General features: G+C 59.7%; 24 protein-coding genes. 12 read left to right on the top strand and 12 right to left on the bottom strand.

Going from position 1 to position 23852, the window contains the following annotated elements:
• Positions 1–3: 3 nt before the first annotated feature.
• The gene (locus FHT76_RS06370; protein ID WP_259184938.1) at positions 4–597 is read right to left on the bottom strand and encodes a DUF4166 domain-containing protein; all 594 of its coding nucleotides are present in this window, start codon (positions 595–597) and stop codon (positions 4–6) included.
• Positions 598–746: 149 nt separating this feature from the next.
• Complete coding sequence (locus tag FHT76_RS06365; RefSeq protein ID WP_259184937.1) at positions 747–1016, bottom strand: transcriptional regulator; 270 nt, start codon at positions 1014–1016, stop codon at positions 747–749.
• 131 nt (positions 1017–1147) lie between these two features.
• Between FHT76_RS06365 and FHT76_RS06360 the strand changes: the two genes are divergently transcribed.
• Complete coding sequence (locus FHT76_RS06360) at positions 1148–2104, top strand: hypothetical protein (protein WP_259184936.1); 957 nt, start codon at positions 1148–1150, stop codon at positions 2102–2104.
• On the top strand, positions 2101–2361 hold the full coding sequence (locus FHT76_RS06355; protein ID WP_259184934.1) for a hypothetical protein: 261 nt from the start codon (positions 2101–2103) through the stop codon (positions 2359–2361). The genes FHT76_RS06360 and FHT76_RS06355 overlap by 4 nt, the downstream gene beginning before the upstream one ends.
• Here the strand turns inward: FHT76_RS06355 and FHT76_RS06350 are convergent.
• On the bottom strand, positions 2358–2765 hold the full coding sequence (locus tag FHT76_RS06350) for a hypothetical protein (RefSeq protein WP_259184933.1): 408 nt from the start codon (positions 2763–2765) through the stop codon (positions 2358–2360). The genes FHT76_RS06355 and FHT76_RS06350 overlap by 4 nt on opposite strands.
• A 115-nt stretch (positions 2766–2880) precedes the next feature.
• On the opposite strand from FHT76_RS06350, the gene FHT76_RS06345 reads away from it, so the two are divergent.
• Entirely contained in the window at positions 2881–4470 is a 1590-nt protein-coding gene (locus FHT76_RS06345) for a PcfJ domain-containing protein (protein WP_259184932.1), read from the top strand.
• On the opposite strand, the gene FHT76_RS06340 is transcribed toward FHT76_RS06345, so the two are convergent.
• Together FHT76_RS06340 and FHT76_RS06335 are read right to left on the bottom strand one after the other, a co-directional pair.
• The gene (locus FHT76_RS06340) at positions 4453–5742 is read right to left on the bottom strand and encodes a hypothetical protein (RefSeq protein ID WP_259184931.1); all 1290 of its coding nucleotides are present in this window, start codon (positions 5740–5742) and stop codon (positions 4453–4455) included. The genes FHT76_RS06345 and FHT76_RS06340 overlap by 18 nt on opposite strands.
• Positions 5743–5744: 2 nt before the next feature.
• On the bottom strand, positions 5745–7052 hold the full coding sequence (locus FHT76_RS06335; protein ID WP_259184930.1) for a hypothetical protein: 1308 nt from the start codon (positions 7050–7052) through the stop codon (positions 5745–5747).
• 122 nt (positions 7053–7174) lie between these two features.
• Here FHT76_RS06335 and FHT76_RS06330 point away from each other — a divergent pair, with 122 nt between their 5' ends.
• Entirely contained in the window at positions 7175–9310 is a 2136-nt protein-coding gene (locus FHT76_RS06330) for a PcfJ domain-containing protein (RefSeq protein WP_259184929.1), read from the top strand.
• A 16-nt stretch (positions 9311–9326) separates the two neighbouring features.
• On the opposite strand, the gene FHT76_RS06325 is transcribed toward FHT76_RS06330, so the two are convergent.
• Positions 9327–10448, bottom strand: a complete 1122-nt coding sequence (locus tag FHT76_RS06325) for a hypothetical protein (RefSeq protein WP_259184928.1) — start codon at positions 10446–10448, stop codon at positions 9327–9329.
• A gap of 296 nt (positions 10449–10744) precedes the next feature.
• Here FHT76_RS06325 and FHT76_RS06320 point away from each other — a divergent pair, with 296 nt between their 5' ends.
• The 4 genes from FHT76_RS06320 (at position 10745) to FHT76_RS06305 (ending at position 13725) form a co-directional block, all read left to right on the top strand.
• Entirely contained in the window at positions 10745–11284 is a 540-nt protein-coding gene (locus tag FHT76_RS06320; RefSeq protein ID WP_259184927.1) for a TadE/TadG family type IV pilus assembly protein, read from the top strand.
• A gap of 1 nt (position 11285) precedes the next feature.
• Complete coding sequence (locus FHT76_RS06315) at positions 11286–11876, top strand: TadE/TadG family type IV pilus assembly protein (RefSeq protein WP_259184926.1); 591 nt, start codon at positions 11286–11288, stop codon at positions 11874–11876.
• A gap of 21 nt (positions 11877–11897) precedes the next feature.
• Positions 11898–13277, top strand: a complete 1380-nt coding sequence (locus FHT76_RS06310) for a pilus assembly protein (RefSeq protein WP_259184925.1) — start codon at positions 11898–11900, stop codon at positions 13275–13277.
• Between the two features lie 169 nt (positions 13278–13446).
• Positions 13447–13725 (top strand): hypothetical protein, encoded by a 279-nt coding sequence (locus FHT76_RS06305; RefSeq protein WP_259184924.1) that lies wholly within the window; start codon positions 13447–13449, stop codon positions 13723–13725.
• A gap of 329 nt (positions 13726–14054) precedes the next feature.
• Here FHT76_RS06305 and FHT76_RS06300 read toward each other — a convergent pair whose 3' ends face one another.
• The 3 genes from FHT76_RS06300 to FHT76_RS06290 form a co-directional block, all read right to left on the bottom strand.
• Positions 14055–14969, bottom strand: a complete 915-nt coding sequence (locus tag FHT76_RS06300; protein ID WP_259184921.1) for an RNA polymerase sigma factor RpoD/SigA — start codon at positions 14967–14969, stop codon at positions 14055–14057.
• A gap of 37 nt (positions 14970–15006) precedes the next feature.
• Positions 15007–15963, bottom strand: coding sequence for a hypothetical protein (locus tag FHT76_RS06295; RefSeq protein WP_259184919.1), 957 nt, complete (start codon positions 15961–15963; stop codon positions 15007–15009).
• A 128-nt stretch (positions 15964–16091) separates the two neighbouring features.
• Positions 16092–16847 carry a SprT-like domain-containing protein gene (locus tag FHT76_RS06290; protein ID WP_259184918.1) on the bottom strand — a complete coding sequence of 252 codons (756 nt, stop codon included), beginning with the start codon at positions 16845–16847 and terminating at the stop codon, positions 16092–16094.
• Positions 16848–17043: 196 nt separating this feature from the next.
• Here FHT76_RS06290 and FHT76_RS06285 point away from each other — a divergent pair, with 196 nt between their 5' ends.
• Positions 17044–18021, top strand: coding sequence for a lytic transglycosylase domain-containing protein (locus tag FHT76_RS06285; RefSeq protein WP_259184917.1), 978 nt, complete (start codon positions 17044–17046; stop codon positions 18019–18021).
• Positions 18022–18155: 134 nt separating this feature from the next.
• Here FHT76_RS06285 and FHT76_RS06280 read toward each other — a convergent pair whose 3' ends face one another.
• Both FHT76_RS06280 and FHT76_RS06275 read right to left on the bottom strand, forming a co-directional pair.
• The gene (locus tag FHT76_RS06280) at positions 18156–19181 is read right to left on the bottom strand and encodes a hypothetical protein (protein ID WP_259184916.1); all 1026 of its coding nucleotides are present in this window, start codon (positions 19179–19181) and stop codon (positions 18156–18158) included.
• 54 nt (positions 19182–19235) lie between these two features.
• A complete protein-coding gene (locus FHT76_RS06275) occupies positions 19236–19865 on the bottom strand; it encodes a hypothetical protein (RefSeq protein ID WP_259184914.1) in 630 nt (209 codons plus the stop codon).
• Between the two features lie 194 nt (positions 19866–20059).
• Here FHT76_RS06275 and FHT76_RS06270 point away from each other — a divergent pair, with 194 nt between their 5' ends.
• The 3 genes from FHT76_RS06270 to FHT76_RS06260 are packed head-to-tail and all read left to right on the top strand — an operon-like array spanning position 20060 to position 22578.
• Positions 20060–20470 (top strand): hypothetical protein, encoded by a 411-nt coding sequence (locus FHT76_RS06270; protein WP_259184913.1) that lies wholly within the window; start codon positions 20060–20062, stop codon positions 20468–20470.
• Between the two features lie 6 nt (positions 20471–20476).
• Positions 20477–21988 carry an extensin family protein gene (locus FHT76_RS06265; RefSeq protein WP_259184912.1) on the top strand — a complete coding sequence of 504 codons (1512 nt, stop codon included), beginning with the start codon at positions 20477–20479 and terminating at the stop codon, positions 21986–21988.
• Entirely contained in the window at positions 21985–22578 is a 594-nt protein-coding gene (locus tag FHT76_RS06260; RefSeq protein ID WP_259184911.1) for a hypothetical protein, read from the top strand. Before FHT76_RS06265 ends, FHT76_RS06260 begins: the two co-directional genes overlap by 4 nt.
• Positions 22579–22639: 61 nt before the next feature.
• On the opposite strand, the gene FHT76_RS06255 is transcribed toward FHT76_RS06260, so the two are convergent.
• Positions 22640–23710, bottom strand: coding sequence for a hypothetical protein (locus FHT76_RS06255; RefSeq protein WP_259184910.1), 1071 nt, complete (start codon positions 23708–23710; stop codon positions 22640–22642).
• Positions 23711–23852 lie beyond the last annotated feature (142 nt).

The following is a 23852-nucleotide window of genomic DNA, read 5'->3' as shown; positions in this document are numbered from 1 at the left end:
TATTCAGCGGGCGATGGCCGCATGAAACAACGGCGCTTGGGCCGTGGTGTCGAGAAGCCATCCCTCGTAGGTCACGAGGTGGCCGATGAACGGGATTTCGACCTTCACCGAGAAGTAGAAGCGGTCGTCCGTGGTCAGGTGTTCTACAGTATCGCTTCGCGGGGTCATGAACGAGGGAAGCGGAATCCGGCCGATACGCGCTCGACCGACAGGATAGTAGAGGCGGCCGAGACGTGCATCGAGGTCTATGTCGAAGGATATCACGCCAAGCTTTTCGGTGATGCGTCCGGTCTTACCGTCGGTGGGCAACGACAAACGAGAGCGCAAGACCTGGTCGCCGAACAGCCGTTCCCACGTCTCGCCGACGTCGGTCCTCTTGATAGTCACGGAGGTCGGGACATCGTCACCCGTATGGGGGAGATCGAATGCCCAGCCGATCAAGTGTCCGAACAAACCGTAGCTACGGCGGATGGTGGCAACCCCGGTAAACCTCTTATCGGTGCGGCGATCATGCAGTGCGCGGATCGCCGCCGGAAGGGCGTCGAACGAAGCTTTGCCAAGTTCCTGCTCGAAAAGGGAAGGTTCCTGGTTGCTCAAGAATGCCTCGCTATATCATGGACTGATCCCATCCTTTCCTTTGCGGCGACAGGTAAGTCAAGGATGGGATCGCCAAGCGGTTTACCGTCCGACTTTCCGATGGTCGCACCGCTGTATTCCGGCGTCGAGAGGTTCCTCAATTTTTAGAGTCACCCTATCAGGTCTGAGTTTCTTCCCTGCTGCTTGCTGAGGGAGGCCCCGATGCCGAGCGCGGGGTCTTCGATGAGCGAGACCCCGGTCAACTGAAACACCTTGATGATGGCTTCCTGCTCTGGAGCGGTCATGTTCACCGGCCCGTCGAGAAGCTCGGCCCGCTTTAGGATTTCGATGGAAACGCGGGATTTGCGTGCGAGGTCCTGCACGCGCCACCTTAGAAGGGCGCGCGCGGAGCGAAGGTGCAATCCAGTCAGCGTCGGCATCGTTCCGCCCGATTCGTCATCGCCGCACTTTCGGACCGATGCCAGGCGGGGTCAACCCTTGCCTTGAGCCGGCGGTTGTTCGTCGTATGTTTCGGTGGAAGACTTTATGGATATAGCTCCAGAAGTCGCCAATGTCCTACTACGAAGACGAACTCGATTCCCTGTCCGATATCCGCCATATGGTCGCGGCCTCCGCCGCCCTCGCGAGGCTGGACGAGGCTCTACGCAGGACCGCAGCCGCCGATCCGCTCTATCATGCGGGGACGCTACGGCGCGAAGCCATCAACATCGCCGCGCTCGAGGGATCGCTGGTCAGGATGGAGGGCCTTTGCCGACTCCTTGGAAACCGGGAAGTCACCAACCTGGAACGATCCGTCAGGCTGGCGGCGGACATCCATGACGCCCTGCTTGTGGTCGAGGGGTGGGCTGAGCAGCCGCCGTCATCCGAAGATGTCAGGAGGCTATTCGACGTCGCCGATGCCTCCTCGGGCCGTCGGCTCAAACAGGACCTTGTCTGGAGCCTCGAGGAAGACTGCTTCTGGCTGCACAACGAGCTGCTCTCGTTCATGGAGAAGCCCAACCCGTGGGATGCCATCGAGAACCTCCGGTCTTTCTGGAGTTCCAACCGCTTCCTCGGGACCGCCAAACGAATGGCGCTGCTTGTCGCCGGATGGATGCTCGCCAAGGGATTCGAGTGCGCCACGCCCATGATCGGCCTTGCCACCTATATCATCCGAGACACCGACGGTTTCCGCGATGCCTCGCAGGCCAAGATCACCTGGATCGCCAAGGTCGGCCACGCTCTGGTCGAGCTCGGTCGCGACGGCTTGCAGCGCATCGATGACGGTGCTGCGACCAAGATGTCGATGTTGGCTCTCTGTCCGCCCGAGAAGAACTCGTCGAGCGTCGATCGTGCGATCGAGTTCATGATGACGTCGCCAGTGTTCTCGGCGAAATCCTTCGCGAAGGCGCTGGACCTGACGGCGCGCGGAGCCAAGGTCGTTCTCGACAAGCTCGAGGAGGCCGATGTCGTCGAAGTGGACGGCGGCCTCAGGAACCGCAACTTCGTCTGCAGGAGAGCGATGTGATCGCGATCGTCGAAAGCAAACTGAATCGCGTCTTCGAAGCCCTTGGCTCGCCGATCCGGGCGACGACTGAGGATGGCGATCTCTTCGTTAGGGACATCATCGTCACGGCGGGTCCTGACGGGATGTACGACGTGTTCGAAGCGGGATCGCCGGATGCGCCGATACATACGGTCCCTGCCGACGATCCGTCGACGGTTGCGGGCGTTGTCGCCATGCACATCGCCCGCAAGATCATATCGGCCGCCGTGGAGGCTTAGGCCGGACGCGCGACGGCATCCTTGAGGGCGAAGACGAGGCCTTGGCAGTATGGGTCGTTGCCTTCCTTGATCTTGAAGGTGGCGTGCGGCATATCGGTCGTCATGGAGAACGTGTATTTGCCGTCTCCGAACTTGACGTTCACCGTTGCAGCGAGCTTCTTCAGCTTTCTGAAGTACGGGCATCCATCGTGGTCGCAGTCGTTCGTGAGTAGGCCGTCCGGTGTGAAGTACAGGGTTTCGTCGTAGACCTGGTCGTGTTCCGCGCCGTTCAGGATGATGCTGTCGTCGCTGTAGCCGTAAAGGGCAAGCAACCCCGCGTCTTTCATGGCCTTGAAGAGTTCTGGCGATCCTTCTTCTCCGTACTCGTTGCCGTCCAACGCCTGCGCCGCTTCGTGAATGTCCATGGGGTCTCCTTTGTCCTGAACCCATCGTGGCCCGGGTTTGAAGACATGGGAAGTCCCGTCCGGACAGTTGCGAAGCTGGCGTAGATGATGCAGGAAAGTGCAGGTAGGGCTGACGATGACATACACGAAGGAAGAAAACGAACGCTGGGTCAGGCAGGTGGCGGCCTATACGCTCGGGCGCACCGGCGTGGATATCACCGACCTCGTTCGCGACGGTCCGGGACGCATCATCTTCAATCTTTGTACCCAGACAGGTCGATTGCCCGGCGCTTTCGCCGACCAAGCGACCGTCAGGCACATCATGGACTGGCTTGTCGCGTCGAAGGTGCGCAACGAGGAGTGGCTATCGCGGCTCGACGTCGCTGGTCGTCCCCTGAAACTGATGAAATGCGGCACGATCGAGCGCCTCACCCATGAAGCCGACAAGGCGATGAAGCGGTGGAACTCGAAGAAGACCGTCGATGCATCTGTCGGCACGGAAGTCGTTTTCGAATGTTCCAGAGGCTACAAGGTGTGCAAGCTGGTCACGGCAGAGGCGCTCGACGGCGAAAGCGGAGCGATGGCGCATTGTGTCGGAAACGGCGCATACGACGAAGCGCTGGAAAAAGGCGAGCTGGAAATCTACTCGCTGCGCGACAGTGCGGGAAAAAGCCGCGTTACGATCGAGGTCGACACCAGGAAGCGCCGCATTGTGGAAATGATGGGCAAGGCGAACACCGTCGTTAAGCCGGAGTACATGCGGCTCCTCATCGAATGGTTCAACCACGACCGGAAGCTGGACCTATGGGAGACAGAATTGCCTCCCGGTTTCGAGATCGACCGGCACAGAAAGATCGTGGAATTGGCGGCCTTGCGGCCTGGCGACACTTTCGACGGAGACATGCACCTGCGTGTCTTCGAAGATACCGACGAATTTGCCGTTCCGCTTCCCGACAATTTTACCGTTCTTGGCGATCTCACCATCAGCGCGCACAGGCGCATGGACTACAATGTCGGCCAAGAGCAGCCGTACGATTTCCACGCCCCGATCAGCGGGCGAGACTGGATCAGGGAAAGTCATGGGCCAATTCTCAAGGTGCCGGCCGGCTTGAAAGCCGAAGGTGTGTTGGCGATTCACGGCTTCAGGGCCGGAATCGAAGCTAAGGCCTATTCGTACCGTCTTGTCGCTTGTCGAATCGACTATCTGCCTCCTTCGATAGACCGAAGCGTCGTCATGACAGAGTGTCATGTGCCTACGGCGTTGCCTGGTGTCCGATTCGGAAAAAATCTGGTCATCGACAACTGCGGAGACGTCGAATTCGCAGATGCGGTTTCCATCAACGGCGAGATGACGTTGAGTTTCACGTCAGGTGGGCATGCCAGAAACGTGTCGATGGCGATGAACGGGGGATGTCGGGTGGAGGGCAATCTGACCGCGACCTATGCCTCTTTCGAAGCCGGGTCGGACGTGGCCGTAGCGGGGGGCGTAAGGTTCCAAGGCGGCGTCATCGCAGCGGAACGCCTGGTCGTCGATGGCGATTTCGTCACGAACGACACCGAGTTCCGTCGCATGCCGAGCGATTTGAAGGTGGGCGGAGACGCCAGGTTCGACTGGGCGAGGATCGATCGCTGGCCGGAGACGATGGACGTCGGCGGCCAGATCAAGGACGGAGGCGTGACATTCCTTCGCGCTCCAGCGTCGTCGCAGTCACAGCCCAGGCCGTGAGGAGAATGTCGGCGACAGCGAGATGCGCCTCGCGTCTTCCAGAGCGGCTACACGCCTGAATGCCAGAGTGCTGAAGCACTCCTCCTCAAAAGAGTAGGTCGACTGTCGACGCCCCAAAAGGAGCCAGATGTCGATGTTGGTCCGCAGGTCGTCGGTCGGATCGCCGAATTGATCAAAGACGTAATCGGTCTTTCGAACTTCTTCAAAAGCCCGCCAGACCGCAGAAAGCCGTTCGGGTGCGAGGCGGTCGGCATGTTTCGGGTTGCGGACCAGAAAACGCCGGTTTTCCGCAGCTACGGCGCAGGACAGGCGGAAGAGTTCGTCTTCACCGGACTCGAACTTTGGCACCATATCGTCCATGTCATATGGGACCGTGAAATCGCTGACCGGTTTTTGATATCGTCCGTCGGAGCTGTAGGTCGAGCGAAGCTCCTGGATCAACTGTTCCGCGCACTCGAAAGCCGCGTCCCTGTCGTTCAGATCGAAGTACCTGACGTTCATGCGCGTGTCATGCCAGTCCGGCGCATGTGTCATCGACACCGTGACGGCGTAGGTCGCTCGGTCGATCTGCACCCTGTAGACGGGTCCGCGGCTACGTTGCCAAAGGCCGCCATCCGCTATGACGAAACGTTCCATATGCTTGCGCGCTGCTGTGGGGCAGTACGCGAGCTGCGCCTCGTCGATCTGTTGCAGGTCTCGGCGCACGTCATCCATGCCTATCATGTTCCGCGCCTGCGTGCCGTTGGTAAGTCCCTGCGGCAGGTTCGGGATGTTGTTCCTGGCGTAGTCGATCGTCGGCCAGAAGTCGTTCAGGCGTCTTTTGTCGATTTGATCGCAGGAAAGACGCCACATGAGCTGTTCGTAGAGCGGTCGCGAAAGAGGCGAGACCGCCGCCCTCCAATGTTCCGTCGCATCGGAAGAAAGGGATATGTCGGCATCGTAGCCAGGGGCGGCCGTGTTCGTAGCGTGCATGGGGAATGCCCGTTCGAAAAGCATCTTGGCGGCAGCGGTGTCAAACCTCTCGCAGACAGGACGATAGAGAGCGCCGTCGAGCATTCGCACCTCGTGGCGACGGTTGACGATCTTCTTCTGTCTGACAAAGCCTCTTTCGACGGCGTACGCCTGACGGCTTTCGAACACGACGGGCATTTCGGAAAGCGTCAGTTCGGGGATATCGAAGGAACCCTTTGCCGAAACGAAGACGTCCTTGTCCCTAGTCGTCCTTGTCGGCCGCGCCTTGAAAAGGAGTGGATAGCTGGCGTCGATCTTCATTGTCAGTTTCTCCCTGGTGCGCTACCGGAGAGCTGCACTGCGTTGACAGAAATAGGTTTGTTCTCGTCGTAGCCGATCGCGCGCTCGATCAGCAGGTCGCCCAGCGCGACGCTTCCGAAGCCGTATGTCGAGTTGCCGCGGCGCGTTTTACGCCAGATGGTCGCGTTGCTCTCGATCCAGTCCGACGGGTCGCCGTACTCGCCGAGCACGTAATTGGTCGCGCGCACCTGTTCGTAGGCACGGAAAACCCCGTTAACCGCATCCTCGCCGAACCGTTCCTGCCAACTCTCGTTCCTGACCAAATACCGACGCGCTTCGACGGCCAGGCCGCTCGCGACGCGCCGCAGTTCCTCGGGTTCATGGGAGTAAGCGTGGATTTCGGGGTCGTGGACAATGTGGTCGTTGCACGTCGCATCGACGACTTCGCCAGCTTCCGCCCCGGATTTCCGGTCGGCCAGTGCGTCGCACATGCGCCGCGCGTAGTCGAACGCTTCGTCGGCAGCGGAAAGCCCGAAATAGGCGTTGGCGAGACGCGTGTCTTGCCAGTCCGGGGCAAAATCGACGGAGACGCACGCCGCAGGTTTATGCGCGGACCCATACCGACGCCCAACCTTGAACACAGGAGGGCGTGTCTTCATCCAAAGTTGGCCATCTACCAGGAGGAACTTCTCCATATGGCCGACGTTGGTCCGTCGGCAGTCTTCGAGCTGTTTGTCGTCATAGGACACGAGTTTCGCCAGCACGTCCTCGAAGGAAACGGAATTGCGGCGTCCGTACTGCCCCAAATCCGCCGCATCTCTCACAGCCGGGAAGGACTGAGGCCATGTCTCATGGTTTAAAAACGTCGTGTCGAGAACCGAATTGCATTTCAATTGCCATAGATGCTGTTTGAAAACGGGCAGCGAGAACGGCCGATGCCGTCGCTCCTCGTCTCCACCGAACGAAAACGTCGGCAGGGAAATATCGGTCCCGACGCCGTCTTCCCAACTATGGTCGTGGCCAGCCGGGTAGGCCATGTCGAACCGAATGGCTTCTCCGGGTTTGGAAACGCGCCTATAGAGATCGCCATTGTGCTTGAGCGCCACGACATGCGAATCCACTGCGTCGAGCGTGCTACGGCGTTGCAGCGGGTCGCTCTCGTCTAGCACGGCGACGAAGGCGTTGAAGCTTTCAAACGCGACATCCGCCTCCGACATCGAAATCTCGGGGATATCCCACTCGAGATCGGTCGAAACGAGAATATCTCTCGGTCCGTTGTTCCTGACGGGTTGGCCCCTCACATAGACAGGCAGGCGCGCGGTGATCTTCATGGGCTTTCCAATTTCGTCTGTCTTTGTTGTAGTGCCGCGGCGGGCAACGGACAATCTGGTCCAGCTTCCGACTTGCTCCGAGAAATGCTATCCAGAGAGCATCAACATCTGAGACCATCGTAATGATGAAAGCCGAAAAAGACCGCCTGGAAGCCATCGTGGGCAGATGGCTGGGGAGCGTCGCTGACGAAGCGCAGGCGACGGCCGGCGTGTCCGTGCGGGACCTCCTGATGATGTCGGTGGGCCGCGTCGTCATCGCGGAAGTACAGTCGTCGGGCGACATGGTCAGCGACGGGGACATCATCCATCAGTACGAGAGAGACACCAAACATATCCGTGACTGGCTGGTTGGCGCGGTCATTCGCAACGATCCGTGGCTCGCTCGGGTCAACCAGGATGGCGTCCCGCTGAAGCTCGCGAAATCAGGCCGCTTCGAGCAGATCGTCGACGAGGCCAACAAGGCGATGCGAAAGCTCAACACCAGAGGTGTCGCGGCTCCCACCGACAGCGAGGTCGTGCACGAGTTCGGCAATGGCTACAAGATGGTTCGGCTCGATACGTCGGCCGAACTCGAGGCTGAATCGTCGATGATGCAGCATTGCGTGGGCCAGGGTGCGTATCACGGAGCGGTGGAAGCGGGCGCGACAGGAATCCTCTCGCTGCGCGACGCTGCCAACAAGGCGCACGTGACGATTGAGATCGATCTCGGTTCGGGCAAGGTCGTCCAGGTCAAAGGCAAGCAGAACGACATTCCGCGAGCCGACTATTTCGAGATGGTGGCGGAATGGTTGAATACACAGACTTTCGAATTCGACTGCGACGACCACCCCGTTGGCTATGCGGTCGACCGCGCCGGCAAACTCGTCAATATCTCCAAACTCGAAGACGGTGACGAATTCGACGGGAGTCTGAAAATCGATTTGTACGCTGACGCATCGCCTTCGCTTCCGGAGAATCTCGTCGTGACGGGTTCGTTCAGTGTGCTAGTGCCGGGAATCACTCCAGGCGTCGGGAAATTCGACCTTCCCAAGGGTCTGGTCGTGTTGGGCGATATCGCCCTCTCAGGGCTGAACATCTCGCAGGACGAGGCGTTCCCGGGGCGAGCGGTATATCTGGACAACTGCGTCATCGAACGTCTGCCGTCGCGCATCGAGCAGACAACGACCATCAGGGGCGGCAAGGTCATCGGTGATTTTGCGAAAGGCGTGGTCTTCGAACGCCCGGTGGCCATCTCGGCTGTTTCAAAGACAGGCAGACTGCTCGAACGTTCGACATTCCTCAACGCCCTGAACCTTGACGGTGAATCCGGATGTTCTATACCAGACGGCTTCAAGGTCGCAGGCGACTTCAAGATCACAAGATCGACCGCCGTGTTTTTTGACGGTTCGGTGGACGTCGGCCGATCCCTCGTGATCAACGATTCAAGGATCGAGGGAGACCCAAGCCGCCTCCGCGTCGGGGGAACCCTTCACGTGCACCGGTCAAAAATGCGGATGCTTCCCGACGACACTGTCATTGGCACCGATCTCGTCTTGTCCAGCGTCGAGGACCTGCGCACGCTTCCAAGGTCGGTAAAGGTCGGCGGCTCGATCAGAATAGACGACACGAGGGTAAGCTCGCTCGAGGGACGCAACGAATTCACCGACCTTGTCCTGCACAGGACGGATATCGAGGAGCTCGCAGCCGGGACCGTGGTGACGGGATCGCTCAGGATCACCAACAGCACGATTTCACGGCTGCCGAGGGACCTCGTCATCGGAGGCGCGCTTGTGGTGTCCGGTTGCCCACTGAAGCGAATCCCACACGATGCGAAGATCGGAGGAGACATCATCCTCAAGGGATCGTACGTGGTGGCCATCCCGGAAGGGTTTCACGTCAAGGGGAATCTCGACATTTCGGGGATCGGTTCTTTCCTGATACCGAAGGGTGTCACCATCGACGGAGCGTTGATGGCAGGCGGTTCCGGTTTGGAGCAGTTGCCCGCCGACCTGTCCGTGCAATCGATACTCGCTCCCTCGAGCAGCCTTTCGTCCTTGCCTAAGAACCTGACCATCGAAGGCGACCTCGACGTACGGAAAACACGGTTGATGTCGGTTCCTGAAGGAATTTCCGTCGGCGGCTTTGCCGATTTCCGATACACCAAGATCGACTTGGTCCCTGCTTCGGCTTTCGTCGGCGGCGAATTGCGGGTCGAAGACCACGTTGTCATCGACATCCCGGTCGCCGAGCAGAGAGGAAGCTACCCGCGCTTCGGATAGCTGGTTTCGTCTAGGTCTAGGAAAACGATAGGTCGACCGCACGGTTTCTGGTGCGCGCGATGCACGTCGTCAGGAGTAGCCTGAGAGGCGCGGGGACATCGGAAGACGATTGCGAAAGGTGGGCGAGGCAGGCTTCGACCGCATCGGCGAGTTCGTCAGTATCGATGTCTTCCGCCTTTTTGTCGAACGCAACTTCCTGAATGCAGGCGACCCCGCGAAGGGCGTGCGCGTCGAATTGCCTGATCGGTTTGCCATGACCATTTTTGTACGAAACGGCGGACATGAAGGACGAAAAGGCCTCGGCCATAGCTGCGACCGCAAGTGCCGGCGGAACCACACACTGAGGCATGATGGTTTCTATTTCGGTGGTCTGAATGCGGACGGGTTTGTGTGAAATGCCGTTATCATCCTCGTTATCCCAATCATCCTCGACGTCTCGATAGCCTGCCTTGAAAGCACCGGACCGGGCGATGGCAACCGCGTGCTCGAGTTCATCGACACCGAAATGCAGGCTGAGCGCGTTGGCATCTCCCCGATGATCGAACGGACGACGGGAACGACTGACATCCCCCAGTTTGTCGTCGTTGCATTCGTAGAGCCCGGTGCCTGTGAGTTTGGGAAACGCCACGGTGACGGGTATCACGCGCTCACCGTCGACGGAGTAGGAAGGGCAGGGGCAGGCGATCCAGAATTGGTCGCCGATCAGAACCACGTCGGAGTGCCATGTGTCTATGCCGATCTGCTCGAGCGGCTTGTCGGTCCATTCGAAATACTTGTAATGGGACGCGGGGTGCTTATCCAGTCGGCTCTTGTCAATGTTGATGTAGGAATCGGTCATGAACCGGAAGCCCTCGTTGCGCTTGAGGGCGTCGAGGATGACGTCCTTCGACAGCAGACCGTCCACCGACGCGGAGAAGCGCTGGGAGTATGCCTCTCTCCTGGCAAAGACACGTCTCCACAGCCGATCCTCCATCGTCCTGATTTCGGTGTCGGCCCATTTGAACGCGACAGGAGCCTCGGTGGCTGAAAACTCCTTGAACTCGAACTCCCTGTCGATGCGGAAATAGCTTTCGTGAGGGTAGCTGTTCGATCTGGTCTTGGTGCTGGCCTGACGAAGCCAAGGCAGGGTGACTTTCAAGGGGCGATCTCTCATGAATGTATGACTAAGGATAGGGTCGAGCGATCGTCGAGAACTGTCAATAAAAGACGCCGAATGGCTCAGTAAATGAAGACGCCGATAAAATTAGAGCTTGGAATTGCGGATTTTGAATCCGATCGCCGTCCGGGTGCGATTTTCCCGCAATAAAGCACGAGGTGCGTAAGATTTTAACTACCTACTTAGAGTCTTATGAATACTCCGGCCCTAAAGGAACATGCAGGATTAACTGGGTTGTCGACGGGGTTGACGTGGGGCGTTTGAAAGCAAAGGGCTTTATGACCTCGGAAGAGGGCGCGACGGCGGTCGAATTCGCCATGGTCGCGCCCGTCCTGATATTCCTGACTTTCGCGATCATCGAGATGGGCCTGGCGTTCGGCGCGGACATCGTGCTGAAGGAAGCGACCTACGACGCCGCCCGCCTCGGCCGCACGGGTTTCGTGGCCGAGAAGTCCACGCAGGACGCGATGGTCAAGGAACGCGTCAAGTCGATGGCGGGTGTCATCATGGATACCGACAAGATCGTCATCAGCAGCCTATCGTACAAGAGCTTCGACACCCTCAAGAAGCCGGAGCCGTTTGTCGACAAGAACGGCAACGGTGTCCGCGACGACGGCGAGAACTTCACGGACGTCAACGGCAACGGAAAATGGGACGCCGATCAGGGTGCCAGCGGCTACGGCGGCACGGCACAGGTCGTCCGCTACACGGTGACTTATCCTTGGACGTTCCACACGCCCGTCATCAAGAACATCGTCGGCAATGACGGAACCATCGAACTGTCGGCGACGGCGGTTGTTCAGAACGAGCCATACTGAGATGAAGAAGATGGTCGACAAATTCCAGGCTGCCAAAAGCCGTCTCCGTAGCCTCCTGCGCGACAAGGCGGGCGTCGCCGGCATCGAAATGGCGCTCGTCACGCCCATGCTGCTCGTACTCCTGTGCGGAGGCGGCGAGATGGCTCTGCTGCTGCGCTCGCACTTCCAGGCGTCGCAGATGGCTTCCACCGTGGCTGACGCGATCTCCCGTTATGAAACGATCACCGCAGCGGACATCAGCGGCATCTTCTCCGTGTCTTCGGAAGTCATGGGAAGCGGCGATTTCGCCCAGAAGGGATACGTCATCCTGTCGTCCGTGTCGCGCACCTCGGGTGCAACGCCGGTTGTTGCCTGGCAGTGCAAGGGCGGTGCCGTCGCGACCGCAAGCCGTGTCGGTGCGGTGACGAAGGCCGCGACGCTGCCGCAGAACCTGGTTCTCGACGCCACAGACAACGTCGTCATCGCCGAGGTCTTCTACCAATACACGCCGATGTTCTCGGGCATCGTACCAGCGTCCATGAACCAGCAGCTCTACAAGACCGCCGTCTTCCGCCCCCGCCTCGGCAGCCTGACGACCTCGCCCGGTTGTTAATCCAGAAGGAAGTATAACATCATGACATTCCGTTCCATGATTGCTCGCTTCCGCAAGGACGAAGGCGGTGCCGTTGCGATCTACGTCGCTCTGGTCTTCATCGCGCTTGCCGGTGCCGTCGGCTTCTCGGTCGACGGCGCGCGCCTTATGATCCTGCGCGCGAGCCTCCAGCGTTCCATCGACGCCGGCGCGCTTTCGACGGTCGCGCGTCTGGATGTCAAGACGATCCAGGACCAGCTCACCAAGTTCACCAAGGCGAACTTCAACAACGGCGATATCGGCGTCGGGACCATCGACAGCCTCAACTACACGCTGAGCAGCGACAACACCACGCTGACCGTGACCGCGACGGCGAGCGCTCCAGCGACGCTGATGCAAATCCTCGGCACGAAGACGATCAACGTCGCCGCTACCTCGGTCATCGAACGGTCGACGAGCGGTCTCGAACTGGCGCTCGTCCTCGACAATACCGGCTCGATGTCCGGAACCGGACTGACCGCTTTGAAATCGGCCGCAAACACCCTTGTGTCGACCCTCTACGGCGACAAGGCCGTGGCCGAGAACCTGTATGTCGGTGTCGTCCCTTTTTCGCAGACGGTCAACGTCGGCAAGTCGCACACCGACTGGCTGAAGTCGGGCGCGCTCTCGGCCCTCGACTGGGGTCCCACGTCGTGGGCCGGCTGTGTCGAAGCCCAGGACGTCAAGGAAGACGACATCTCCGACGCCGTGCCGTCCGCCAAGCCGATCACCCCATACTACTGGGCGGACGATTCCTACAACGACTGGATCACGGTCTCCAAGAACGGCAAGAAGACCTATGACTCGAACCTGGGGGACACCAACGGCCCCAACGCCTACTGCCCGGCGGAAGTCACCCGTCTGACCCCGGAAAAGGCGAAGGTGGTGTCCGCTATCTCCGCCATGAAAGCTGTCGGAAATACTCATATTAACTTCGGAGCGGTCTGGGGCTGGCGCATGCTGTCTCCCAAGTGGCGCGGTCTGTGGGGCGGCGACATGGCGACATACAAGCTTCCGCTCGACTACAACACGCCGAAGATGAACAAGGCGGCCGTGATCATGACCGACGGTGAGAACACCATGTCGTCCTCTGTCTATACGGCATACGGAAACCTGTCGGACAAGAAGCTCGGAACCAGCAACGCCTCTTCGGCGGTGACGGAGCTGAACAACCGTCTGGCCAAGGTCTGCACGGACATGAAGAACGCCGGGATCATCATCTACACCATCGCGTTCAACGGTCCGGACACGGCCACGCAGAACCTGATGCGCGGCTGCGCAAGCCAGAACGCCTACTACTTCAACTCGCCGACCAGCGCCGCCCTCCAGTCCGCGTTCAAGGAAATCGGCAACTCGCTGTCCAACCTGCGCGTCAGCCGGTAACAGCAGGAAACCGCTCCCGCTTGTTCCGGAGGGAGCGGTTTCGGCATAAGCAAAACTCAATCAGCGTCGCTCTGGTTTGGTCGTCGCGCGGGTTATTCCGGTCATGGCGTATTGACGAGCGGCTTGAACGCTCCCAGCATCGAAAATGCTGACATCAGGAGTATTCCAAATGACCGCCGTGCGTCCCGCAATGAACGACCTCAAAGCGCTGCTTTATTTCGTAATAGCTGCTGCCCTTGTGGTCTCGCCGAATTACAGTCCTCTATCGCCGATCATGAGTATGGGCCCAAGGTGTGTCCTCTTCGCGGCGTCGGGGATTATCGCGGGAATCTGCGTGACGAATGGCCTGGCCCATCTGAGGGTCATCCAGCAACCGTCATGGGCCTGGGATCAGATTTTTCTGCCGCTTTCGGGCGTGCTTGCCCTTAGCTTGTTGCTACCGCTTTGACCGAACCTGAAAAGCCGCACGCCTCACGGCAGGGAGGGCGGCTTTTCTTTCCACTGACTGCCACGGTTTGAACGGCTCACCATTGCCACTCGGGGTCGGCTTCTTCTGTCGCCAGCGATGTGAATGCGGTGGCCACGACAGGGTCGACCAAACGATCCAAGTCAGCCACGACAAAGCGGATGTCGATGGAGGTGAACTTGCTCGCGCAACCGGAGATGTCGGGTAGTCCCTATCGCCCCGAGAAGTGGCCAGGAGCGATGTAGCAATTTCTGTCTTGCAACGTGTCAATTTCGATTGAAGACCTGAGCGTCCGCCAAGCCGGCGCGGCATCACGCTGCCAAAAGCGCTTGGCGTACCTGGCCCATCGCCTTGACCTCGATCTGACGAATGCGTTCCTTGCTCACCGAATAGCGGGCAGCGAGTGCCTCGAGCGTCATCGGGTCATCGACGAGATGGCGAGAGCGGAGGATGTCGCTTTCGCGCTCGTTCATCTGTGCGAGAATGGCGTTGAGACGTCGCACATTGTTGTCCTGCTCGTCGGTCTTGATGACGATCTCTTCAGGCGACGGACCTTCATCGGGGATCATTTCTCCGAAGGTGCCGCCATCGCCGTCCTCACCGGATAGCGGGGCCGACATGGATGCTGCCGTGACACGCGCGGCGAGGATCGCCGTCAACTCGTCTTTGTCCACGTTGAAACGATGGGCCATGATTTCGAGTACGGTGTCTCCGTCCATTCCCTGGGCCTCGAGCTCGCGACGAAGCTTGGGGGCCTTGAAGAAGGCGCTCTTCGTTTCCTTCCGGTCTGGAATCTTGACGATTGAAGCGTTGCGCCGCACGAAATCCTTGAGTTCGGCGTCGATCCACCATCTGGCGTAGGTCGCGAACCGATAGCCTTTCGAGATGTCGAACTTCTTGGCAGCTTCGACGAGCCCGACATTGCCGACCGAGGTCAGGGTGTCGAGCGTGTGGCCGTAGTTACGGAAGTTCGATGCGAGCTTGATGACCTGACGCAGATGAGCCTCGATAAGGGCCTGTTCAGCTCGGATGTCTCCAGCAGCTGCCCGTGTCGCCAGTTCGGTTTCCCTTTCGACTGAAAGGTATTCTCTGGCGGATGCCGCGGCCGCGTAGTGCTTGAAACCACGGCCTTCCGGGGCGAACTTCGTAGAAACCATCTGTTGTTCCTTGTCGATGACCTCGATGGAGGCTATCAACCACAGAACGCGAAGTCCGTCAATTGTCATGTCAACATTTTAACTGAAAACAAGACCCTGGCGTCATTTAATAGGGACGTGGTCCGGACGGGGAATGGCTGGCCTCGTTGTCGATCGTCGGCGCGAAATCGCCATCACCGGAATCAGCGCTTGCGACCAAAGATTGCGAGACTTCGGCCGATGCGAAGGGGCTTCTCGCGCCAATCCTGCGAAGACCCCAGAACGCCATACGCTGGACGATGCCGCCCGGCTCGAAGCGGCGGGCGAGCGTGTCGATGGCGGCCGCCGGTTCGGAGGCGTATACCGTTCCGAGAATGTCTCCGCGAGCCCGCTCGCTCCTGTGGCGGGCTTCGAGGTATATCACCCCGTCGCCGCCTTGGGCGATCAGGACGTCATAGAGGCGGCGGTCGGGATCGAATGCCGAGGTCGTAGCCTTGGCGAAGTCCATCGCCTCTTTGCGGGTCTGCGCCTGGGCTGCGGTGCGGCGCGTCTCGCCACCGGACTGGGCGACGACATTGACGGACCAGAGGTCGCGGTTGCGGCCGTCGTTGACGGCGTCGAACGCGATGTTCAGCGAGCGCGGCGAGCCGTCGGCGTCCTCAAGCACCAGCCTGACGCCGTACCCGCCGTTCTCGCCAACGTAAAAACCGATATGCGGCGTCTGCGGACGACCGTCCTGCGGAGCTTTGACGGGAAGGGCGGGAAACCGCTCTGCTATCCTCTCGGCCACTTCTGTGACGGCGTACCAGTAGTCCGAAACGCTCTTCGAGTGGCGCACCGGAAGTCCTCGTGTCAGGACTTCCTCGTAAAGTTCCGCCACCTCGTAGTCGCGAACCGAATTGCCGTCCCTGTCGATGCCGCGCTCGTTGTAACCGAAGCGGTCATAGCCTTCGTGGTCGAACTGATAGTAGACATCGGACATCTGCGAGCCGTCGTGAAGAAGGCCATAGCCGCCCCCGTTGCGCGCCCACCAAAGGGGATCGGCATTGCACTCTTCAATGGTCGGGCTGTATTTTGCACGCATTTTCTGTTCCCGGTTTACGATCGGACCATTTCATAATCGGGCGACGGGGAGCATGGAACAAAAGCGGAAACGTAACTTTAGGTATATCTAATTCATTGCGAACGGAAGTAGAACTTGCGCCTCTTGGATTACGCGGCAAGATTGCGGCTGGGGATCGCCAGGAGGCCATCGAGCAGGGGGTAGTTGATAGGTACTGAATACTTGGACGCCAGCCGCTGGGCTTCGGGTGCCGCGCCCGTATTCATCAACATGTGCAGGACGACGAGGACGGCTGTGAATGCGGGGCCATGGGCAGGTTCCACGATGCCCATCCGCCACACCAGATAGTGGGCAACTTCATGTATCAACGAGGTTCGGTCGAGCATTGAAGCCGCAAGGACGATGCCCCTGGAGGGTATGAAGTAGCTACCGGAAGCGAGACGGGAGTTACCGAGCGCTACGGGGACAGGTGAAACGCCGAAATGGGAGGATATCACGGCCGCGTCGGCAACGGCCTCCTTGATCGAGGAGTAAAGATGTTTTGGACCCGTGAACTCGCGTTCCCATAGATATACGGCGGACCGGGCAGCGTCTCGCGTCCTGTTGCGCTTGCGGCCGGCCGATGGGACATAGCCGCAGGAAAGGGAAAGGGCGTTGGAGATAGCGGACTGGCGGTCGTCGTAGGCGGACAGTCGGAGGATGGAGCGGCTACAGCGCCTGTCGCGCCGCCAACCGACGACATATTCGTGCGGCAGCGAAGGCTCTTCGATGACGACGATCTCTCCGTGTCCACTCGGACTAACGCAGGAAAACGACGCCTTGAGGCGGGGCTTCCGTTGGTTGGTAGCCGCTTGCCGCGGCTGAATGGTGGGCGGAGGACACCCTCCGGCAGCGTGCGATGACATGGCCGAGCAATCCAATACGAAAAAGTGGAAATATTGTAGACTGTTAGCGTGAATTGTAAACCGATTGAAGCATTTCTCAATAATTAACGAAGACTTCGAAGCATAGCGACGGGACTGGCGCAATCTCGGATCACAAAGACTCGAAAAGCGGATCGGTAGCCTTGAAAGGAAAATGCTCTGAAGACATCATTGGCGCATGGCCCTTTCAAAGACCCCGTTCTTCAGAGCGGCGGCGGCGTTCATAGTCACGCTGTTCGTCATGCTCATGTCTTGCAATCCGGCAGCGGCCGCCGGGTGGGAGAACACGCGCGAGCTGTCAATGCGGCTCAAGGAGGCGGGACGGACGGTAGAGGCCTACCAGACGGCGGCCGGTTTCACGTCCGGAAACGACACCGACATGTTCGACCGGGAGTTCGTTTGCGGGTGGATAGCGCTCAGGAGCCTGAACAGGCCGGACATCGCGCTCGATCACTTCAAGAAGATGACCGCCCATATCGCGGGCATCAAAAGCGACCGTCAGGGCGTTTCGAAGGCCAAGGCAGGTTATTGGCTCGGTAGGGCGCTGAAGGCATCTGGACGGCAGTCGGACGCCGATCGGCTGTTCAATGCGTCGATGGTGTTCTCTACCACGTTCTATGGGCAGCTTTCGGCATCGGAGCTCAAGAAGTCCATCGACCGCAGCCGCATTCCGAGGTCCATGGTGGACAGCTATCCGCTCAAGTCGTTCTACTGGCACGACAACCGGGTGGCCAAGGAGCTGCTGCATGCCGTCATCCGCGAGGAGAGCCGCTTCAACCAGAACGCCAACAGCAACAAGGCCGCGCGCGGGATGATGCAGGTTATGGACGGAACGGCGATGCATGTCGGCCGCACGGTCGGAGTCAATGTCGACGTGAACATGATGCGCAAGAGTTCGGACTACAATGTGGTCATCGGCTCGCGCTACCTCGGCGATCTTCTGGCTCAGTACCGCGGCGACACGATGCTCGCGCTTGCGGGGTACAATGCGGGTCCCCAAAGGGCGGACGAATGGCTCGCCAGGTTCGGTGATCCGCGCACCGGTCGTATCGATTCCATAGACTTCGCCGAAAGCATTCCCTTCAGAGAAACCCGCGAATACGTCCAGAAAGTTATCGGTTCCTACGTGGTCTACAGGGCGTTGACCCAGAACTGACCGTTACAGCATCGGTCTCTCTGCTGTCCCATGGCAATTGCAGGCACTCGGCGTGACGGTCTAGCTTGTGAACGTTCTAGGAGGTTCGGCAGAACCGAGATTGTCTTGCCGAGCGACGGCTCGTGCCAACAGAGCTATTCAGCTCTTCTGCCATCCACGAAACCCAGGCGGTCGAGGAGTTCACGGATGCGGGCGGTGACGACTGCCTCGATGTCTTCTCGATCGTAGGAGAACGTTCCCGACGTGTTTAGCGCCGGGAACAGTCCGTCCACGGCGAAATGAACCTCGCGAAGGCCCTCCTCGATCCTGAAGGTGATCTTTCCGCGGTTGCGAACGGAACTCTTCTCGAAGGCAGCTTCCATGGTATTCGGGCCCGTCACCCGGAATTCGACCAGGTCGGGGGCCTGCGAAAGATATCCAACGAGGTTGCTGTGAAGGCGATGTTCCAGGTTCCTGACAAGATCGGTGTCGGTGAACTTCTGCCCGGAGATGTATCCGGCCGACTTGAGCGCGTACGCGATCCATTTGGCCTGATGTAACATCAGTTCCCACTCGCGAACGGCAGAGGTCAGTTCCCTGGGATCGGAGGCCAGTTCCTCCTTGGTCAGGCCCGCCGCTATTTCGGCCCTTGCGCAGCACTGGAGGATTTCGTGGAAGCGCATATCCTGGAGGTCGGCGAAATTGGCCGGTTCGGGGTTGTATACGCTGGCTTTCATCGCGCCGATCGCATCCAGGCCGATGACGATATCCGCCTCTATGTTATGGGATGCCAGCAGAGCGTCGACTTCCGTCATCTGGTCATAGGATGCCTCGTTGGCCTCCCGAGACGGCAGAGCCCGGTCAAGCGCGAGCCTGATCCATGCCGCCTGCCGCAATCCGATTTCTCCGAACATGCGCGCGTCATCGGCAAGGTCTTCTGGCGTCAGTCCTGCGTCCAAGTCCTCTTGTAGCCAAGGGTCGTCTAGCCACAGGGGCGCGTAAAGTTTATAGATTTTCTCCAAGCGTGCGGATTGCAGCGTGTCCTGATTGGGGCCCGCCATTCGCACATGCAGATCGGCGGAGACGGCCGCGATCACTTCCAGCGCCCGCTTCAGGTCAGGCTTGAACGTCGATACCAGCATCAATTCGTCGACAAGCGTCTTCTTTTCCAGGGTGTCCATGGTCATTCCTCGTGCGGATTCGTGGTGTCGACTTAAAATGGAGACGTCGCAGGCTTAGAAGCGCTTCACGGTCGGCTGCTTGTAGGACGAGTTGTCCGCCGCCTCCGTGACGACGCGGCGTGTTTTGGACGCCGGCCGCTGCGCCGGCTTCGCCTTCACGTCGGGAACCTGCGCGATTTCCGGCGCTGGCATGATCGGAACCAGCTCGCCCGGCTTGCCGATCGGCTCGAACGTCGTCGTCTGCGTGGTCGTGACGATCTGTGTCTGTGTTTCCGCCTTGGTCAGCTTTGGCTGTTCGGCGAGAGCGAGTGCCTGCGTCTTTACGGGCTGGGGCGCTGCGGAGGGGACCGAGGTCGGCTTCGGAGCCGTGGCCGCGGCCGCGTTACCCGCCTCGAGTTGCGCGACCAGGGTCTGTAGATCGGTCGCGGTGGAACTCAGGACCTTCGGGGTGTCATCGGACTTGGCCGCGACGGGGGTGTTGGCGGGATTGTTGGCGTCGAGACCGCCTTGGGCGAGGATGTTCTTGATGTCGTTGCCGATCTTGGCGTCGCCCGTTTGTTCGAAGTTGCCGGTCTTGATGCTGACGCTCGCCTTCTTGGAATCGCTGGACGTCGTCGTGCAGCCGGAAATCACCGGAATGATACCAATGATCAATGCCAATGAAATGTTACCGAACCTCATCATGCGGGCAGTCTCTCGTCTAGCTGGATATAAAAACGATAGGCGGGATACAGGATCGGCTCAAGGCCCGGATTCACCATTTTTTGAGCTCGGCGGCCGCCCAAAAGAATCCCCATGGCAAGGTCCGTTTCTTGACTTAGGCTGGGCTCGGCCAATAGATTGAATGGTCTTGTCTTTCTCGTAAGGGGACCGCCAAAATGAAATTCGCAGCCAAGCTCGCCCTCTACTCCGCGGCAGCATCGCTCCTCGTGGCGTCCAGCCCGATCCTGCACGCAACGAACGTCAACCTGGTCTACAAGGACTACGCCTTCGACACGGATGTCGCAAAGCGCACCTGGGGTGACCAGCTCGCCGACTCGTCGAGCACCGGATCGGACCCAGCCGTATCGGTCGCCACGGTGGACAGCAACGGACACAAGCTGGAATTCGCGGTGCTCTTCGCGGAGAACCGCTGCTCCAACACCGAATGCCCTATCCGGGTCTACGAAGACGGCGACCTGATCATGGACAGCCTGACCTGCCGTGACATCGCCACCCACGCGATCTCGGAAAGCGGCATGGCCATGGTGTCTTGCGGCGAGGTCACGCTGCTCGACAGGAAGAAGTGAGGTTTCATGAGAAAGATCAGACAGTTCGCGCTTGCGGCGCTGGTGTCGGTGGCGCATCTGGTGCCTGCGACCTACTCCTATGCAGCGCAGGGTTCGGATGCCGCGGCAGCGGTGGGCGACGGCCAGAGCGTCACCGAAAGCCAGAACAAGAGCATGGGCAACTCGTCGGCGGCCGAGTGTATCGTCCAGGGTGAATCCGGCGGAAACCAGTTCGCGGTCAACAACAGTTCGCACGCCTACGGTCTGTTCCAGATTACCGAAGGTAAGCTCGTCGACCTCGGATACGCCGTCAACACCGGAACGAAGTCTTCAAATAACGACGGAAACGTTGTCTGGTCCGACAAGGCGAAGGCATCCGGCGTCAACAGCTGGCAGGATTTTCTCGCCAACGCCGACTTCCAGCGCAAGGTCAAAGGCGAGATCGACAGTCTCGTCGACGGCCGCATAAATTCGACCGCGAAGTCCATGATTGGCTCGACGATCGACTGTGGAGGAACACCGACCACCCTGACGGCCGCGATGTTGACCCAGGGCGCTCAGTTCGGCGAGGGCAAGGTCAACCAATGGGCCGCGAATGGCGGCAATTGCGTCAACGGCGAGAACTCCGCGACGAACGATGGCAACAACAAATGCGTGACTTGGCAGATGTGCCATGCGGCTAACTGCTCGAACGTCACGAAAGACATGAGCAAGCAGACATGCAGCGTCGTCATGCCGATGATCAAAGCCATCAGCTGCTCGAACTACACGGGTGCGAACCTCGCCCTCTGCAACGCCGCCAAGCCGTATCTGATGACAGACGGTGAATGTGCGGCAGCGGAGGCCATGGCCAAGGAAGCGCCGAAAGGCCCCAACAAGGAAAAATGCGAGAACCTGACCTTTGGCCCGGGAACGGGGTCTTGGTCTTTCGCTCTCGCCTGCTCCTATGCGTCCGAAGCCGTAGCCGACCAGGACGGATCGGCGAATAGCACGACTCCGACGACGCCGGACGATCCGCAGTGCATCGCAAAGCTTCAGTCGATGGGCATCCAGTTCACCGGCAACGGCAGCCCGCGCCAAAACGGCTCCAACGGCGGCGATACCTGCGTCGTCCAGAGTTCGGTGCAGAGCCGCGGCACGGCCGTGCCGTTCGGCGTGAACCTCGAAATGGACTGCAACATGCTTCTAGCCTTCGAGACCTTCGGTCAAAAGCTCAAGGCGATCGGCGTCACCGGCTACTACGGCATGGGATCGACCTCGGAATGCCGCCGTATCCGCAATAACAAGACGTCGGCCGGGAAGAACATGTCCTGGCACGCTTACGGAAAGGCGGTCGACTTCTCGGGAGTGCTCGTCGGTGGCAAGAAGATTTCGATGGGCCTCGTCAACGAGCCGGGAACGGCCGCTGGCCAGTTCGCGCTCCAGATCAAGTCGATCGCATGCTCGACATTCTCCGGCGTCTTGACACCGACCTGGGAAAACTACAAGGGTGACTACTTCCACAATCACGTCGACATCGGAGGCAAGTACTGCAAATGAAGACGTCACTGCGAATGGTCACAGCGGCGGCGGCTTTCGCCGTCGCCCTATCGGGGTCTTCGTTTAACGTTGCAGCCCAGGTGAAGCCAGAAGAGGGAATGGGTTCCATCTTCGTCAAGCCCGACAATCAACCGGCCGCCGAAGAAGACGACGCGCCTGAAATGTCTTCAGACATCGAGTTCTTCTCGGACGCGGGCTACAAGGTCCCGGACTTCAACGTCTACTACAACCTCCGTGGCGACATCGCGAAGGAAGTGGTCGTCCCCGACTTCGTCGCCAGAACCGGCCAGATACCGCCTGACGACACGAGACTCGAGGTCGCGGCGGCCTACCTGACCGGCGGCGACTTCAACGATCTTGTCGTCTACTCGTTCATGCCAGGTGACTGCGGCGACGGTTGCCTCGCGCAGGTCTATCGCACCACGGACGGCCTGAAATGGAAGAAGGTCCTCGAATTCACGTCGCTGGCGTTCGCCTACAAGTCCCCAGAGGGGCAGAAGCCCGGAGAAGTGGTGGCTGTCGGCAACGAAGACATACCAAGCCATATCTACGAGTGGAACGGCATCACCTTCGTAGAGAAGAAGAAGTAGGCCACCACGATTGCGAACCTTCCAAGGCCCCCACTGTTGTCGGGGCCTTTTTTGTTGCCGACTATGCGGCAAGCGCGCGGACCGAGCCTCGCAAAAGGCGGAACACGGCGACACCCGCCTCGAAGATGAGGAAGGCGGCTCCGACTGCCCAGGAGGCCAGCCAGATCAGCCACCACGCGGTCTTTAGCAGGAATTCGCCAATGTGCATGGTGATCGATCCAGCCTTGCTGGCAAACCGGATCGTCGCCCTGTAGCCGTCCCCGAAACGCGACGACAGCTTTTCCATCCGCCGGATGTCGTCGGTGCTGTTGGCTATCTTGAGCGTGTCGATAGAGGCCCTGTAGCCTTGTCTCCGCGCGACGGTGCCGAAGCTGGTTCCCGCGTCGACCAGTTTCTCTAGGACCTGCGGGCGCACCGCGCGGCGGGCCTGGGCGACGGCCTCGGCGGCATCCAGCTTGGCTGCGCTGCTGGCCGCCTGCTTGATGACGTCGACGTCGACCGAGCCGCTTGCAAGCTCCCTCATCTCCCGCAACAGCGGCGCTGGAATCTTGTCGGCCTTCTTGGCGTTCTTGAGAAGCGTGACGCCTGCCTTGGCGGGCAGTGCCGACAGCATCGACGCGTAGGACGCGCCCGCGGCGACGATGCCGGCGCTTGAAAGCGCTACAGTGAGCTCGTCCCAATCCGGATATCGTTGGTATTCGCCGTAGAGGTCCTTCACATCGCCGACCACGGTCATGTCGGCAGCAAGCGCGGCGGCGAAGGCGGTCGGACTGTCGGTGTTGCCGGTCGTCAGGCCGGACCACGCTTCCTTGGCCGTCTCTGTAATACTGAACTTCTCGGCCTCGGCGATCTGTCTTAGGAGGTCGGGGGAAACGGAGTAGCCTCGCTCAGCCGCGACCGCGACCATGCTGCGCGCGAGTTCGGGGTCTTTCTCCGCCAGTGCCGCACCTACCTCGTTCTCGAAATCCGGCAGGTCGAGCGAAGCCATGCGAACCTCGGCGGCGGCGACTGGGTCGTCCGGCGTGGCGACATAGCGAAATCCGAGACGGGCGGCTGGATAGAGGTAGGAGGCGGACGACACGAGCGCCACGACAAGCGACAGTCTCCAGGCGTATCGAAGCATGCGGAACAAACGGCCCCCCGAAAAGCGCGGAGAAAAACGCGCGGCGGGATTTGATACCACGTGAACGGCCGGTCCACAACCTGCAAAAAAAAGAAGACCCGGCAACGGGAGACCGGGTCTTCATTAGTGTTTAGGGAGCGTGGGGGCTACG

Source organism: Rhizobium sp. BK176 (genome assembly GCF_024808055.1).
The sequence above is the reverse complement of the archived record's forward strand: the minus strand, read 5'-3'. Positions and strand labels throughout refer to the sequence as shown.